This is a genomic window from Pedobacter cryoconitis (assembly GCF_014200605.1).
Lineage (GTDB): Bacteria > Bacteroidota > Bacteroidia > Sphingobacteriales > Sphingobacteriaceae > Pedobacter > Pedobacter cryoconitis_B.
The window spans coordinates 21,455-37,318 of the sequence record NZ_JACHCE010000003.1; the positions used below are offsets into that span (position 1 = coordinate 21,455).

Below are 15,864 nucleotides of genomic sequence, written 5' to 3' on the forward strand. Positions count from 1 at the left end.
GCTCGAATACCATTAAACAAAAATATACACTCATGAAAAAAACGACTTCCTTATTTTTCCTGGCGGCTATTTTCAGTGCAAACACTCTAGTTGCACAACAGAAAAAAGCTGCAAGCGCGACTGACCAGAAGATGAACACCTTCATCAACAATCTAATGTCTAAAATGACAGTGGATGAGAAAATCGGACAATTGAACCTTCCGGCGGTAGGTTTTGATGTAACGGGTCCTATTTTAAGTCAGGGAGTAGATGAAAAGATTGAAAAGGGCCTGGTAGGAGGTGTTTTCAATACATTCACTCCGCAGGCTGTACTTAAATTACAAAAGCTTGCAATGACCAAATCACGTTTAAAGATCCCTTTGTTATTCGGATATGACGTTGTTCATGGTCACAAAACTATATTCCCTATTCCTTTAGGCTTAAGTGCAAGCTGGGATATGGATTTAATTGAAAAAAGTGCACGTATTGCTGCAAGAGAGGCAAGTGCTGACGGTTTAAACTGGACCTTCTCTCCTATGGTGGATATTGCAAGAGATCCAAGATGGGGAAGAATATCTGAAGGTTCTGGTGAAGATCCTTATTTGGGTTCATTAATCGGTGCTGCTATGGTTAGAGGATACCAGACCAACAGCCTTTCTAATAAAGATGCGATTATGGCTTCTGTAAAACATTTTGCTTTATATGGCGCTGCCGAAGGTGGAAGAGATTACAATACCACAGATATGAGTCTGATCAGAATGTATAATGAATATTTACCTCCTTATAAAGCAGCTATTGATGCAGGTGCTGAAACTGTAATGGTATCTTTCAATGATATTAACGGAACACCGGCTACTGCTAATAAATGGTTATTAACAGATTTATTGCGTAAAGACTGGGGTTTCAAAGGTTTTGTAGTTAGTGATTATACTGGTGTAAGTGAACTTATTGCTCATGGTCTGGGTGATCTGCAAACGGTGAGTGCAAAAGCACTGGATGCCGGAACTGACATGGATATGGTAAGTGAAGGTTTCCTTTCTACTTTAAAACAATCATTGAAAGAGAAAAAAATCACTCAGGAAGTGATTGATATCGCTTGCCGCAGAATTCTTGAGTCAAAATACAAACTTGGTTTATTTGAAGACCCATATAAGTATGTGAATGAAGAACGTGCAAAAACAGAAATCCTGTCGGCACAAAACAGACTGGATGCAAAAAACATTGCAGCTGCTTCGATGGTGCTATTGAAAAACAACAATCAATTACTTCCATTAAAGAAAAATGCGAAGATCGCTTTAATTGGTCCGCTGGCGGATAATAAACGTGATATGATTGGTAACTGGAGTGCAGCAGGTGACTGGAAAAAAGCGATCAGCGTAATTGAAGGATTAAAAAATGTCGCTCCTGATATGAACATCACTTATGCTAAAGGTGCTAATTTAGTTGATGATGCAGCTATATTAAAACAAATTAACGCGAATGGTGCTGATATTACAGCTGATGCAAAATCACCAAAACAATTAATTGATGAAGCAGTAGCTGCAGCAAAGAAATCTGATATTGCTGTTGTCGTACTCGGTGAAAGTGCAATTATGGGTGGTGAGGCAACAAGCCGTACCAACCTTGATTTATTGCCTAATCAGAAAGATTTATTAAAAGCTTTGTCAGCTACTGGTAAACCGATTGTCTTAGTGTTAATGAACAGCCGTCCATTAACACTGGAATGGGAAGATGCCAATGTTCCTGCTATTTTAGAAACATGGTTCAGTGGTACTGAAGCAGGAAATGCAATTGCTGATGTATTGGTAGGTAATTATAACCCTTCAGGTAAACTGACTGCTACTTTCCCAAGAAATGTAGGTCAGATCCCTCTTTATTACAATCATAAAAGCACTGGTCGTCCATATGATGGTGTTTCAAACGAGAAATTTAAATCACGTTATATCGATAGCTCGAATGATCCTTTATACCCATTTGGTTTCGGTCTGAGCTATACAAATTTCACTTTCTCACCGGTTAAATTAGATAAATCAACTCTAAAAAGCGGTCAGACTATCAAAGCAACTGTAGAGGTTAAAAATACCGGAAACTTTGACGGACATGAAATAGTTCAATTATACATCCAGGATATTTATGGTTCTGTGACACGCCCGGTTAAAGAGCTAAAAGGTTTTCAAAAAATCTTCCTGAAAAAAGGTGAATCTAAAGAAGTTACATTTACTATCGATGCAGAAATGCTTAAGTTTTATAACACAGATTTAAAATTTGCAGCTGAATCTGGTGACTTTAATGTATTTATTGGTTCAAATTCAAGAGATGTTTCGACAGCTAAATTCGGTTTTACGCTTTAATCAAATCATTTTAAAAAGCCCCTCAGTAATTAACTGATGGGCTTTTTCTGTTTAATCAGGAAAATATTTAAAAAATATTCAGCCCCGTTTTGACCAATTTCAGAAGCTTAATGTCGACCTGTGAAAAATAAATTTCTTTAACTGTTGCATTTAAACTTTCCTTTCTTTAGTTTAGATATAGTGTACGAACTACACATATACCATTGTGTATCAGTTACACCCGCTTATTTTATTCACCTTTAAAATTAAATATATAGAAAAACAGCTTTATAACTAATCATCCCTTCACCTAAACCAAATATAACTTATGCAACGAATTTTACCACTTTTCAAGAGGGTCCTCCTTCTCTTGTGCCTGGGCTTGTCATTTGCTTTCACAGCAATGGCTCAAAGCAAAATTACCGGAAAGGTCATCGCCAGCGATGATAAACTACCCGTTATAGGCGCTTCAATCAAAATCAAAAATGCCCCCGGTGGCACAACCACAGATGCCAATGGTGCATTTGCACTAAATGTAAAACCATCAGATGTATTAATTGTATCCTTTGTTGGCTATGGAACAAAAGAAGTTCCGGTTGGCAGACAAAGCAATGTGACGATTGTCTTGCTCGCTGACAACAACAATCTGACAGAAGTCATTGTAACAGGTTACTCTTCACAGCGTAAAAAGGATTTAACTGGTTCTGTAGCAGTAGTTAATATGGGCCTGTTAAAAGCTCAGCCTGCTGCAAGTGCTGTTGAAGCTTTACAAGGTAAAGCGACCGGTGTACAGATCATCAATGACGGGGCACCAGGTTCAACACCACAGATCAGAATCCGTGGTATCAGTACAATTAACAATAATGAACCACTTTATGTGATTGACGGAGTACCATTTGAAGGTAAGTTATCATGGCTTAACCAGAATGATATCGAAAGTCTTCAGGTACTGAAAGATGCATCTTCTGCTTCCATTTATGGATCAAGAGCGAATAATGGGGTTGTGATCATCACGACTAAAAAAGGGGTAGCCGGAACGCCAAAAATTACGCTTGATTCTTATTATGGTACTCAGGTCCCAAGAAAAAGCACTTTTCCAAAAATGATGAATCCGCAGCAATATGCGCAATATGTATTTGATGGCTATACCAATGCCGGAAAAACTATTGCAGCAGGAACAAACTATGGATCAGGTTCAGTACCTACATTACCAGACTATCTTGTTGCAGGTTCAAAAACAGGTCAGGAAATTACTCCTGCTGATGCAGATCCGTCTAAATACAATTACAGCCGTGACCCTGCTACATTTTATCAGATTACCAGAGCGAATAAACAGGGAACTAACTGGTTTGACGAAATTACAGATGTTGCTCCGGTTCAAAACTATCAGTTAAGTGCCACTGGTGGTGGAGAAAATGCCACTTATACTTTTTCGGGTGGTTATCTGGATCAAAAAGGAACAATCAAATACACAGGCTTTAAACGCTATAACTTCAGATCAAACACTAATATTTCTGCCTTTAATAAAAAGGTACGTTTTGGTGAAAATGCGCAGTATAGTTATTCTGAAGGCTATGGTCTGGGTGTAAATCCAAATACGTCAGGAGATTATCAGGATCAGGGAAGTGCAATCAGCTGGGCATATCGTATACCAACAATTATTCCGGTTTATGATATTAACGGAAATTTTGCAGGAAGCCGCGGCAGCCAGTTAGGTAATGCTGAAAATCCATTAGCTTTCCTTTACCGTGCAAAAGACAACAAAAACAAAAGTAACTTCTTCTTCGGAAATGTATATGCTGAAGGTGATATCTTACCGGGACTTGTTTTGAAGACTAATTTCGGTCTGCGCTATGAGAACTTTAACGGTTTAACGATGCGTTATCCAAACCTTGAATTCTCGGAGGGCAACAACTCTAATAATCTAAATGAGTACATGGGTTATACGACAGAGTGGACCTGGTCAAATACATTGAACTATAGTAAAGTATTCAATGAGAAGCACAGACTAAATGTATTAGTAGGTACAGAGGCTATCAGATCTAAATCGCGCCAGTTAAATGCAGGTAGAAATGATTTCTTCCTTTTAGGAAATCAGGATTATTATTATCTGAACACTGGTTCTTCAAATTTCAGTAACTCTAGTTACGGTGCAATCGGATCACTTTTCTCTTTATTTGGTAAAGTTGATTATTCTTATAATGACCGTTACTTATTGAGTGCTACCCTTCGTCGTGATGGTTCTTCTAACTTTGGACCGGCCAACAAGTATGGTTATTTCCCGGCAGCGAGTGCAGCATGGAGAATTTCTGAAGAGGACTTCCTGAAAAGTGTTAAATGGATCTCTGACTTCAAATTCCGTGTAGGTTATGGAGAAACAGGTAATCAAAGAATACCTTCTAACCAGTATCTTAACAGATTCCAGAGTTCTATTTCTAATGCAGGCTATGCAACAGGCGGAGGAAATAGCTTAACTACTGGTGTTTGGCAAAATGCTTATCAAAACCCGGACATCAAATGGGAATCTGTAAAATCTCTTAACGTAGGTATTGACTTTACCTTATTTGATGGTGCATTTGATGGATCGGCAGACTGGTATAATAAAAAAACCACCGATATGCTTTATAACTTACCACAGCCTTCGAGTGTAGTAGGAATGGGAAGTTCACCTTATGTAAATATTGGTGATATGAGCAATAAGGGTATTGAGTTTAACGTGGCTTATCACTATGGAAAAAAATCAGACAGTCCTTTTAAATTTGATATCGGACTGAATTTCTCTAAAAACGTCAATAAAATTGTGAAGCTTGCTCCAGGTATTTTCAACCAGGTTTATGGCAATTACAGAAGTTTACAAACCAGTGTATTGCAGGAAGGTGCTCCTTTTGGTTCATTCTATGGTTACCAGACAGCTGGAATTTATCAAAGTGCGGCAGATATTGCTAACAATCCATCTTATGTTGGAGCGAGGGTTGGTGGTTTACGTTATGCTGATATCAACGGCGATGGTGTAATTGATGCTAAAGATCGTACGATTATTGGAAATCCGAATCCTGACTTCTCTTACGGTATCAATTTAAATGCTTCTTATAAAAACTGGGATATTGCAACCTTCTTTTATGGGGTTCAGGGCAATGATCTTTTTGAAGCCACTCGTTACTTCACAGATTTCCCATCATTTGACGGTGCAAAAAGTACAAGATTGTTAAATGCATGGAGCCCAACGAACACTTCAAGTCAGATTCCTTCTTCTTATGTAGGTGCATCAGATCTGGAATATGCTTCTTCAAGCTATTATGTACAAAAAGGCAGCTTCTTCAGGATGAAGAATATCCAGATCGGTTATTCAATTCCAACAGCTAAAGCATTCGGACCAAAATCAGGCATCAGCAGATTAAGAGTTTATGTCAGTGCAACCAACCTTTTCACAATTACAAAGTATACTGGTCTTGATCCGGAAGTTAGTCAGACAAGAGATGCTTCTGCTGCTGTTGGAAATGCGGGGGCACCAGCTGATACTTTCTCAGCACTTGGCGTTGACAAGGGAATTTACCCTTCACCGCGTCAGTTCCTTATTGGTATAAATGTTGGATTTTAATTAAAAGATACAAAGATGAAACACTTAAAATATATTTTCTTATCCTTCATGATTTGCAGTACGTTATCCTGCAAGAAGAATTTTCTGACGGTTCAGCCGCAAGGGGAACTTTCGGAATCGCAATTGACTACACAGGATGGTGTTGAAGGTTTACTGGTAGGTGCCTATGGATTACTCAATGGTAATGTAAGCGGCACATGGGGCAATTACGGTGCTGCTCCCAGCCAGTGGTTGTTTGGTGAGGTTGCTTCTGACAATGCCCATAAAGGTAGTAGCAATGGTGATCAGCCAAACATGAACGCTATAGAAAGACATGCTCCAACGAGTACAAATGATAATTTATCAAATTTATGGGACAGATGTTTTGAAGGTATTCAGCGCTGTAACAACACCCTTAAAATTTTAGCTTCACTGCAATCTGGTGGTGGTGGTACTAAATTTGATGATGCACGTGCGAAAGAAATTCAGGGCGAAGCTAAAGTACTTCGTGCCCATTATTATTTCTTTTTAGTTAGGGTGTTTAAAGTTGTTCCTTATGTTACTGAGGCTACCAATGGAGCTATCGTACCAAACGATAAGGATATTTATCCTAACATTATCGAAGATTTGCAGGCAGCAGTAGCAAACCTGAATACTACCAAACCAAAAGGTCAGAAGGCGCGTATGGATAAATATGCTGCACAGGCTTATCTTGGAAAAGTATTATTATATCAGAAAAAATATGCTGAGGCCTATGCACAGTTTAACGCTATTATTACTGCAAAACCAAGTCTTGTAAATTTACCTTATACGGATAACTTCGATATCACTAAAGAAGATGGTCCGGAAGCGATTGTTGCTGTTCAGAATTCTGTAGGAACAGATGGTACAGGTGGCGATAACGGAAACGTGGGAGATATGTTAAACTTCCCTTCTGGAACTGCGCCAATCAACTGCTGTGGTTTCTTCCAGCCAACAATTGACCTGGCTAACTCGTTCAAAGTTGATGCTGCTGGTTTACCATTATTAGATGGAAGTTACCGGAACAATCCATATACTTCTGATTTAGGATTAACGGTAGATCAAAAGAATGCCTATAAAGTGAATACCGCTTTAGCTTTAGATCCAAGGATTGAATCTACTCTAGGCCGAAGAGGTGTTCCTTATCGTGACTGGGGAATCATGCCTGGTGATGCCTGGATTCGTGATGCGAGTAATGGCGGACCATTCCTTCCGATTAAAAACACAATTGAAGTTGCTCAGTTTACCAGCGGATTAGCTCCTGGAAGTCCGAATGTAACCGGATTAAATATTAACCTGATCCGTCTGGCAGATATCTATCTGATGGCTGCTGAATGTGCTGTAGAAACAGGTGATCTTGGAACAGCAATGACACTGGTAAATGCGGTGAGACAACGTGCAGCGAAAATCACTCCACAAACGATCAATGGAGCACCTGCAGCAGCTTATAAAGTAGGTCTTTATACTTCTTTCCCAAGTACTGATTACGCCAGAACTGCTGTTCGTTTTGAGCGTAGGTTAGAGCTGGCACTGGAAGGTCACAGGTTCTTTGACCTTGTACGCTGGGGTATTGCGAAAACAACTCTGGAAAGCTACTTTACCTTTGAGGGGGGGTACTTCGATTACCTTAAGGGTATCAGTCTGAAACCACGTGATGAGTATTGGCCATTGCCACAGGATCAGATTGACAGAAGTCAGGGTAAATTAGTACAAAGCCCTGGTTACTAACATTCAAATGAAATAAATCATCTAAATAAACATTAATTCTCTCTAAAACCCGCTTAATTTCGAGCGGGTTTTTTAATTTAGTCGCATGAAGCATCTCCAATTAATCCTCTGGTTCTCCCTCCTGCTGACCTTACAAACAAAGGCTCAGGACTTCAAAAAATACGACAAGGGAAGTTTTATCGATGGTAAAGACAGCATCTCCTATCGTATTCTGTTTCCTGAAAATTTCGATCCTAAGCAAAAATACCCTGTACTGTTCTTTCTTCACGGTAGTGGGGAAAGAGGAAATGATAACACTAAACAATTAACACATGGCGGAAAGTTATTTCTCAGAAATGACATCCGTAAGCAGTACCCTGCAATTGTAATTTTCCCTCAGTGTCCTGAAGACAGTTTCTGGGCTAATGTAGAGATGTCTTCTGATTCCACTGGAAAAAGAGTCTTTAATTACCAAAAAAGTGGAAAGCCAACAAAAGCCATGAAGGCCCTTTTAGGCATGATAGATAACATTCTTGATAAACCTTACATTAATCATCAGCAGGTTTATATCGGTGGATTATCTATGGGTGGTATGGGGACATTTGAGCTTTTGAGGCGTAAACCAAAAACCTTCGCTGCTGCATTTTCAATCTGCGGCGGTGATAACATTGCAAATGCAGATAAGTACAAAAAGATTCCCCTTTGGATTTTCCACGGTGGAAAAGACGATGTGGTACCACCAGCGGGATCTACGGCAATCGCAAATCAGTTAAAAATTATTGGAAAGGAAGTAAAATTCACGCTTTACCCTGACGCAAACCATAACAGCTGGGATTCGGCTTTCGCTGAGCCGCAGCTTTTGCCATGGTTGTTTAGTCACAAGAAGTAATTTTTAGAAGCAATCCTGAAAGTGATTCCTGAAAGCAATCCAAAAGGCAGTTCTTAAAAATGTATCCATAATATAAAAAAAAGTCGCTGGCAGTTTTCTTCTGACGTTCATAAAGAATAAACAATGTCAGAAAACTGCCAGCGACTTTTTTATTCTCACCGGACTTATTTTCGCGATAAACCCAGGGGTTTCTTTCTTTCTTTCTTTCTTTCTTTCTTTCTTTCTTTCTTTCTTTCCCAACTCCCCTAGTTAGGATGTGAATAAAAAAACCAGAAGTAATTTTCTGACATCGTTCATTTTTCATGAACGCCCGTCAGAAAATTACTTCTGGTTTTTTTATTCTCAGAGAATCCCCCCCGTTATTCTGCCATATTATGATATACTGCCTGTACATCATCATCTTCTTCTAACTTATCGATCAGTTTAAAAACGTCAACTGCTTGTTCTTCAGAAATAGGGGTTGTGGACATTGCAATTCTTTCCAGTTTCGCGCTTTTCATTTCAAAGCCTAAATCTTCCAGTGCTTTCTGCATTTTACCAAAATCTTCAAATGCGGTCTGAACAACTGCGATATCGTTACCTTCTTCATCAGATTCCAGGTACAATTCTTCCAGGCCGGCATCAATCAGTTCAAACTCCAGTTCTTCCATATCTTTCTCACCTGGTACAAATCTGAAAATAGATTTACGGTTAAAAATGAAATCAAGAGAGCCGGTTTTACCTAAAGAGCCACCAGTTTTACTGAAATAGCTACGTACGTTCGCTACAGTTCTGTTCGTATTATCAGTAGCTGTTTCAATTAATATAGCTACACCATGAAGTGCATATCCTTCATAAACATGCTCTTCGTAACCATTTTCATCCTTATTAGATGCCCGTTTAATCGCTGCATCCACTCTGTCTTTCGGCATATTTACCGCTTTAGAGTTTTGGATTGCTGTACGTAAACGTGAATTCGTTTCAGGATTCGGACCACCGTCCTTTACAGCCATTACAATCTCTTTACCTATACGGGTAAACTGTACGGCCATTTTAGCCCAACGCTTAAATTTTCTTTCTTTTCTGAACTCAAATGCTCTTCCCATGGTATAAATTATAGAGGTTTACCCTACTTTTTTTAAATTGTTTAACATATCGATCGTCATTTTTGACAAATCAAATTCAGGCTTCCAGCCCCAGTCATTTCTTGCAACCTGATCCTCAATCGAACGCGGCCAGCTTGAAGCTATTTGCTGACGTGGATCATTAGCAGTATAAGTTAATGTAAAATCCGGAATATGTTTCCTGATTTCTGCAGCCAGAATTTCAGGAGTGAAACTTACACCCGCAAAATTATAGCTTGAACGGATAGAAATACGATCTGCCGGGGCATCCATCAATTCTATTGTTCCACGGATAGCATCATCCATATACATCATTGGCAATTCCGTTTCTGCAGAAAGGAAAGAAGCATAGCTTCCTTTTTTCAATGCATCATGGAAAATATGGATCGCATAATCCGTTGTACCCCCACCAGGTGCAGCCTTCCAGCTGATCAAACCAGGGTAACGGATACTTCTTACGTCAAGACCAAATTTCTGATGATAATACTCACACCATCTTTCACCAGCTAATTTACTGATTCCATAAACAGTATTTGGATCCATCACACAGAATTGTGAAGTCTGATCCTTCGGAGAATTAGGTCCGAATACAGCGATAGAACTAGGCCAGTAAACTTTTGCAGTTTTATATACAATCGCCAGATCAAGAATATTCAGCAGGCCATTCATATTCAGGTCCCAGGCAAGCTTTGGATTCTGCTCCCCTGTAGCTGATAATAATGCTGCCAGTAAATAAACCTGACTTGGTTTATATTTATTAAAAATTGTATTTAAAGTATCCTTCTCTAAAACATTCACGAATTCAAAAGGTCCTGAATTCTTAATGTCATAATCAGGACGTCGGATATCACAGGCAACTACATTGTCTTCACCATAAGTCTTACGCAGTGCAGTCACCAGTTCAGTTCCTATCTGCCCATTAGAGCCTAATACTAGTATTTTTTCAGTCATTGGTCATTTGATTTTGGCAAAGGTAAAAAATTGTGTGAAACCTGTTGAAAAATGTTTTTACACTAGTCATGATTAAAGTAAAGATCAGTGCCTGAACAGTCTCTGGATATATGTTAAAGCGCGCTATTGCTAAATCCTTATTTAGAATGAATATAGGGTGTAACAAAAGGATGATAACTGAGAATTAAATACCAATATTTTGTTCATTCCGCATATTTTTTTTCTATTTTTAGTAGTTGATAGTGTAAAAACAACACCTTAAATAACCAAATATTAAAGTATGGAAAGAAGAGAAGCAGTCAGAAACATTGCCTTTTTAATGGGAGGCGCATTATCTGCTACTACAATTGGAGTATTTCTTGACAGCTGTAACACCCCTTCTGCCAAGAACGGAGCGGGAATATTTTCAGCTGATCAGGACCAGATGATCACAGAAATAGCGGACGTCATCATCCCTTCAACAAAAACACCTGGCGCGAAAGCTGCCGGAGTTGGCCCATGGATTTCCATGATGGTGAAAGAGTGCTATCCTAAAGAAGCACAGGATGTGTTCATCAAGGGCCTGGAAGATCTGGAAGCCAGATCTAAGAAAGAATTCAACAATTCATTCCTTAAAATTTCTGTAAAAGAACGTGAGCAATTACTGGGTAAAGTAAGAGACGAGACTGTTGCTGCACAGAAAGCTGATGGTGAAAAAGCCGCAGCCGCCGAAAAAGCTAAACCAAAAGCACTGACAAATACTGTTAAAGCTGCTAAATATGGTCCGCAAGGTCCCTCATACTTTTTTGCAATAGCGAGAGATTTAACCCTGCTAGGTTATTTCACCTCCGAAATCGGTGCTACACAAGCATTAGAATACATTGATATTCCCGGCCGTTACGATGGCTGTGTCGATTTAAAACCTGGACAAAGAGTTTACGCTTAATCTATTTACAACACACATGAATTTAAACACAAAAGCAACCGCACAAAATACATACGATGCTATAGTAGTCGGATCAGGAATCAGTGGAGGATGGGCAGCAAAAGAACTGACTGAAAAAGGGCTTAAAGTTCTGCTTCTTGAACGTGGCAGAAATATTGAACATATTAAAGACTATACTACTGCAATGAAAAAACCATGGGAGTTTGAACACCGTGGTAAATTAACTGAAGTACAAAAAGAAGCACATCCGGTACAAAAACGTGATTACCCTTATCAGGAGTTTAATGAAAGCTTTTGGGTAAATGATCACGAATGTCCGTATACAGAGGTAAAACGTTTTGACTGGTACCGTGGCTTCCATGTAGGTGGAAAATCACTGATGTGGGGCAGACAAAGTTACCGTTTCAGTGACCTGAACTTTGAAGACAACAAAAAAGACGGCCATGGTACTGACTGGCCTATCAGATATAAAGACTTAAGCCCATGGTATGACCATGTGGAAAAATTTGCAGGAATTAGTGGTCAGGTAGAAAACTGGCCGGCTTTACCTGATGGACATTTCCTGCCACCAATGGAAATGAACTGTGTAGAGAAAGACGTTAAAAAACGTATTGAAGAGAAATGGAATAAATCACGTATCATGACTATTGGCCGTACAGCCAATCTGACTGTTCCCCATGGAGGAAGAGGCAGTTGTCAATATCGTGACAGATGTAGCAGAGGATGTCCTTTTGGTGCATATTTCAGCACACAATCTTCTACCCTTCCAGCTGCTGTAGCTACGGGAAATCTTACTTTACGCCCTTTCTCACTGGTGGATCATATCGTCTATGACAAAGAAACACAAAAAGCAACAGGTGTAGTTATCATTGATTCGGAAACCAAAGAAAATATAGAATACTTTGCAAAAATTGTTTTTGTAAACGGCTCTACTTTAGGTAGTACATTCTTATTATTGAATTCTACTTCTGCTGAACATCCTAATGGTTTAGGTAATGGAAGCGGTGAGCTGGGACACAATTTAATGGATCACCATTTCCGTTGCGGTGCTTCGGGAGATGCAGAAGGTTTTGACGATAAATATACTTACGGCCGCAGAGCTAATGGTATTTATGTTCCGAGATACCAGAACATGAATGGTGACAAACGTAATTACTTACGCGGATTTGGTTATCAGGGTGGTGCAAGCCGTACAGGATGGCATAAAGATGTAGCTGAACTTGCTTTTGGCGGCGACTTTAAAGATCTGATGACTCAGCCAGGCGCATGGAAAATGGGATTAGGCGGTTTCGGTGAAGCTCTTCCTTACCATGAAAACAGAGTTTATATTGATAAAACTAAAAAAGATAAATGGGGAATGCCGGTATTGGCAATCGACTGTGAATTTAAAGGTAACGAAGAGAAAATGCGTATTGACATGATGAATGATGCAGCAGAAATGCTTGAAGCAGCAGGAATCAAAAATGTACAGACTTATGATGCCGGCTCAACACCAGGTATGGCTATCCATGAGCAGGGAACGGCCCGTATGGGAAATGATCCTAAAACTTCGGTATTGAATAAATGGAACCAAATGCACGAAGTGAAAAACGTATTTGTAACGGATGGTTCTTGCATGCCTTCTATCGCATGTCAAAATCCTTCGCTGACTTTTATGGCTTTGACAGCAAGAGCAGCTGACTTTGCAGTAAGTGAATTAAAAAAAGGTAATCTTTAATGAATAGTAAAATAAGAATGGGTATGATCGGTGGCGGTAAAAATGCTTTTATAGGCGCCGTCCACCGTATCGCAGCCAATATAGATGGTCAGATAGAACTGGTTTGCGGAGCCCTGAGCTCCAATCCTGAAACCGCTAAAGAATCAGGTGAATTATTGTTCCTGGCAGAAGACAGAAATTACGGGACTTATCAGGAGATGATCGAAAAAGAGAGTCTCCTGCCTGCAGAAATAAGAATGCATTTTGTGACTATTGTTACGCCTAATTTTGCACATTTCGCACCTGCGATGATGGCGCTCGAAAATGGCTTTCATGTAGTGATTGACAAACCAATCAGCCTGACGCTGGATGAAGCTAAACAACTCAGGGATAAAGTATTGGAAACAGGGTTGACTTTATGTCTTACCTATACCTATTCCGGTTATCCACTAGTTAAACAGGCACGTCAAATGGTGAAAGATGGTGCTTTTGGAAAGATCAGAAAAGTCCTGGTGGAATATCCACAGGGCTGGTTAAGTTTACCTTCGGAGCGTGATGGAAACAAACAGTCTGCCTGGAGAACCGATCCTTCAAAAAGTGGTATCAGCGGTTGTATGGGTGACATTGGAACACATGCTGCACAGCTTGCCGAATATATATCAGGTCTGGAGATTACAAAAATCTGTGCAGACCTGAATATAGTGGTAGATGGCCGTCCACTGGATGATGATGGTAATGTATTGCTTAAGTTCAATAATGGGGCAAATGGTGTTTTAGTTGCTTCGCAAATTGCTGCAGGAGAAGAAAATGCATTAAAAATTAAGGTATATGGTGAAAAAGGCAGCCTTGAATGGCACCAGGAAGAACCAAATACGCTGAAAGTAAAATGGCTGGAAGCACCAACTCAGCTTTATCGTGCAGGACAAGGTTATTTAACACCGTCTGCACAATTTAATGCCAGAACACCAGCCGGACATCCGGAAGGTTATCTGGAAGCTTTTGCTAACATTTATAGAAATTTCGCATTAACTTTAAGATCGAAGCTGGACGGTAAAACCCCTACCCCGGAGATGTTAGATTTCCCTGGTGTAGAAGAAGGTGTACGTGGAATGGCTTTTATAGAAAATGTAGTAGCCTCAGGGCTGTCAGATCAGAAATGGTTTGATTTTAAAATATAAAAACAATGACAACAATTAAAGGACCAGCAGTTTTTTTAGCCCAGTTTATTGGAGATGAAGCCCCGTTTAATTCTTTGGACGGAATTTGTAAATGGGCAGCAGATTTAGGGTTTAAAGGTATACAAATGCCAACCCTGGATAACAGGTTTATTGACTTGCAGAAAGCAGCAGAAAGCAAAACTTATGCTGACGAGCTGAAAGGAAAGATAAACTCTTATGGACTGGAAATCACAGAACTTTCTACACATATTCAGGGACAGTTAGTAGCTGTCAACCCTGCCTATGATAAGGTGTTTGACGGTTTTGCTCCGGCTGCTTATCAGAATAATCCGGCAGCCAGAACAGAATGGGCAGTACAACAGCTGAAATATGCTGCTAAAGCTTCTCAAAATCTTGGACTGAATGCACATGCTACTTTTAGTGGTTCACTATTATGGCATATGTTCCATCCATGGCCGCAAAGACCAGAAGGATTGGTAGAGGAAGGTTTTAAAGAACTTGCCCGCCGCTGGTTACCTATATTAAATGAGTTTGATACCTGTGGTGTAGATGTTTGCTATGAGATACACCCCGGTGAAGATTTATTTGACGGGATCACTTATGAGATGTTTTTGGAACAGGTGAATTTCCATCCAAGAGCATGTCTATTATATGATCCGTCACACTTTGTATTACAGCAACTGGACTATATCCATTATATTGATCTTTATCATGAAAGAATTAAAGCTTTCCATGTGAAGGATGCAGAATTCAATCCAACAGGCAGACAAGGTACTTTTGGCGGCTATCAGAGCTGGGCAAACCGTGCCGGCCGTTACCGTTCTCCTGGAGACGGACAGGTTGATTTCAAAACTATATTCAGCAAACTTGCACAGTATGATTTTAAAGGCTGGGCGGTAATGGAATGGGAATGCTGTATCAAAGATTCTGAAACTGGTGCCAGAGAAGGTGTTGAATTTATTAAAAATCACATTATTCCGGTTACCACAAGAGCATTTGATGATTTTGCTGCTACAGGTGCAGATCAGGAATTCAACAAACAAATTTTAGGTATAAAGTAAATAGTAAAACACACACAATGAAAAAAACACTGTTAATTTTAGGATGCGTTAGTTTAGCAATTGCTTCTTGCGGAAATCCAGGATCATCGAGCGAATCATCAACGACATCTGCATCTACATCTGCGTCTTCAGATACTGAAGCTTCGGCAAAAGCAGCTCCAACAGAAATGCTGCCTGGTGAAAAACTGGTAGCTAAAGCTGATTGTGTCGGTTGCCACAATAAGACTCAAAAGGTAATCGGCCCGGCATATGTAGATATTGCTGCTAAATACCCTTCAAGTGAAGAAAATATCGACAAACTGTCGGATGTAGTTATTAAAGGAAGTAAAGGAACATGGGGCGACCTGCCAATGACCCCTCACCCTAATTTAAGTAAAGACGATGCAAAACAAATGGTGACCTGGATCTTGTCACTTAAAAAATAAGTTCCTGAACACCAAACATCCC

12 protein-coding genes are annotated in these 15,864 nt (G+C 39.7%); 9 read left to right on the forward strand and 3 right to left on the reverse strand.

Going from position 1 to position 15,864, the window contains the following annotated elements; genetic code table 11:
- Positions 1 to 32 precede the first annotated feature (32 nt).
- The 4 genes from bglX to HDE68_RS10955 all read left to right on the forward strand — a co-directional run bounded on the left by bglX (position 33) and on the right by HDE68_RS10955 (position 8,503).
- Entirely contained in the window at positions 33 to 2,330 is a 2,298-nt protein-coding gene (gene bglX, locus HDE68_RS10940) for a beta-glucosidase BglX (protein WP_183881803.1), read from the forward strand.
- Between the two features lie 307 nt (positions 2,331 to 2,637).
- Positions 2,638 to 5,907 carry a SusC/RagA family TonB-linked outer membrane protein gene (locus tag HDE68_RS10945; protein WP_183881805.1) on the forward strand — a complete coding sequence of 1,090 codons (3,270 nt, stop codon included), beginning with the start codon at positions 2,638 to 2,640 and terminating at the stop codon, positions 5,905 to 5,907.
- A 15-nt stretch (positions 5,908 to 5,922) separates the two neighbouring features.
- A complete protein-coding gene (locus tag HDE68_RS10950) occupies positions 5,923 to 7,635 on the forward strand; it encodes a RagB/SusD family nutrient uptake outer membrane protein (RefSeq protein WP_183881807.1) in 1,713 nt (570 codons plus the stop codon).
- Positions 7,636 to 7,720: 85 nt separating this feature from the next.
- The gene (locus tag HDE68_RS10955; RefSeq protein WP_183881809.1) at positions 7,721 to 8,503 is read left to right on the forward strand and encodes a prolyl oligopeptidase family serine peptidase; all 783 of its coding nucleotides are present in this window, start codon (positions 7,721 to 7,723) and stop codon (positions 8,501 to 8,503) included.
- Here HDE68_RS10955 and HDE68_RS10960 read toward each other — a convergent pair.
- Genes HDE68_RS10960 through HDE68_RS10970 form a run of 3 tightly spaced genes read right to left on the reverse strand, consistent with a single transcriptional unit; the run spans position 8,487 to position 10,557 of the window.
- Positions 8,487 to 8,807 carry a hypothetical protein gene (locus HDE68_RS10960; RefSeq protein ID WP_183881811.1) on the reverse strand — a complete coding sequence of 107 codons (321 nt, stop codon included), beginning with the start codon at positions 8,805 to 8,807 and terminating at the stop codon, positions 8,487 to 8,489. The two genes, HDE68_RS10955 and HDE68_RS10960, sit on opposite strands and share 17 nt — an antisense overlap.
- A 55-nt stretch (positions 8,808 to 8,862) precedes the next feature.
- Complete coding sequence (locus HDE68_RS10965) at positions 8,863 to 9,588, reverse strand: YebC/PmpR family DNA-binding transcriptional regulator (RefSeq protein WP_183881813.1); 726 nt, start codon at positions 9,586 to 9,588, stop codon at positions 8,863 to 8,865.
- 18 nt (positions 9,589 to 9,606) lie between these two features.
- Entirely contained in the window at positions 9,607 to 10,557 is a 951-nt protein-coding gene (locus tag HDE68_RS10970; RefSeq protein ID WP_183881815.1) for an NAD-dependent epimerase/dehydratase family protein, read from the reverse strand.
- A gap of 280 nt (positions 10,558 to 10,837) precedes the next feature.
- Here HDE68_RS10970 and HDE68_RS10975 point away from each other — a divergent pair, with 280 nt between their 5' ends.
- The 5 genes from HDE68_RS10975 to HDE68_RS10995 are packed head-to-tail and all read left to right on the forward strand — an operon-like array spanning position 10,838 to position 15,842.
- Positions 10,838 to 11,482: a gluconate 2-dehydrogenase subunit 3 family protein gene (locus tag HDE68_RS10975; RefSeq protein ID WP_183881817.1), complete on the forward strand. Its 645-nt coding sequence runs from the start codon at positions 10,838 to 10,840 to the stop codon at positions 11,480 to 11,482.
- A gap of 16 nt (positions 11,483 to 11,498) precedes the next feature.
- Positions 11,499 to 13,199: a GMC oxidoreductase gene (locus HDE68_RS10980; RefSeq protein WP_183881819.1), complete on the forward strand. Its 1,701-nt coding sequence runs from the start codon at positions 11,499 to 11,501 to the stop codon at positions 13,197 to 13,199.
- Positions 13,199 to 14,356, forward strand: coding sequence for a Gfo/Idh/MocA family protein (locus tag HDE68_RS10985; protein ID WP_183881821.1), 1,158 nt, complete (start codon positions 13,199 to 13,201; stop codon positions 14,354 to 14,356). The genes HDE68_RS10980 and HDE68_RS10985 overlap by 1 nt, the downstream gene beginning before the upstream one ends.
- Positions 14,357 to 14,361: 5 nt before the next feature.
- Positions 14,362 to 15,417: a sugar phosphate isomerase/epimerase family protein gene (locus HDE68_RS10990; protein WP_183881823.1), complete on the forward strand. Its 1,056-nt coding sequence runs from the start codon at positions 14,362 to 14,364 to the stop codon at positions 15,415 to 15,417.
- 17 nt (positions 15,418 to 15,434) lie between these two features.
- Positions 15,435 to 15,842 carry a c-type cytochrome gene (locus HDE68_RS10995; RefSeq protein WP_183881825.1) on the forward strand — a complete coding sequence of 136 codons (408 nt, stop codon included), beginning with the start codon at positions 15,435 to 15,437 and terminating at the stop codon, positions 15,840 to 15,842.
- The last annotated feature ends 22 nt before the right edge of the window (positions 15,843 to 15,864 follow it).

Excerpts from the sequence above, each read along its gene's own strand:
- bglX (WP_183881803.1), top strand. The coding sequence starts at position 33 with ATGAAAAAAACGACTTCCTTATTTTTCCTGGCGGCTATTTTCAGTGCA.
- HDE68_RS10945 (WP_183881805.1), top strand. The coding sequence starts at position 2,638 with ATGCAACGAATTTTACCACTTTTCAAGAGGGTCCTCCTTCTCTTGTGC.
- HDE68_RS10950 (WP_183881807.1), top strand. The coding sequence starts at position 5,923 with ATGAAACACTTAAAATATATTTTCTTATCCTTCATGATTTGCAGTACG.
- HDE68_RS10955 (WP_183881809.1), top strand. The coding sequence starts at position 7,721 with ATGAAGCATCTCCAATTAATCCTCTGGTTCTCCCTCCTGCTGACCTTA.
- HDE68_RS10960 (WP_183881811.1), bottom strand. The coding sequence starts at position 8,807 with ATGAAAAATGAACGATGTCAGAAAATTACTTCTGGTTTTTTTATTCAC.
- HDE68_RS10965 (WP_183881813.1), bottom strand. The coding sequence starts at position 9,588 with ATGGGAAGAGCATTTGAGTTCAGAAAAGAAAGAAAATTTAAGCGTTGG.
- HDE68_RS10970 (WP_183881815.1), bottom strand. The coding sequence starts at position 10,557 with ATGACTGAAAAAATACTAGTATTAGGCTCTAATGGGCAGATAGGAACT.
- HDE68_RS10975 (WP_183881817.1), top strand. The coding sequence starts at position 10,838 with ATGGAAAGAAGAGAAGCAGTCAGAAACATTGCCTTTTTAATGGGAGGC.
- HDE68_RS10980 (WP_183881819.1), top strand. The coding sequence starts at position 11,499 with ATGAATTTAAACACAAAAGCAACCGCACAAAATACATACGATGCTATA.
- HDE68_RS10985 (WP_183881821.1), top strand. The coding sequence starts at position 13,199 with ATGAATAGTAAAATAAGAATGGGTATGATCGGTGGCGGTAAAAATGCT.
- HDE68_RS10990 (WP_183881823.1), top strand. The coding sequence starts at position 14,362 with ATGACAACAATTAAAGGACCAGCAGTTTTTTTAGCCCAGTTTATTGGA.
- HDE68_RS10995 (WP_183881825.1), top strand. The coding sequence starts at position 15,435 with ATGAAAAAAACACTGTTAATTTTAGGATGCGTTAGTTTAGCAATTGCT.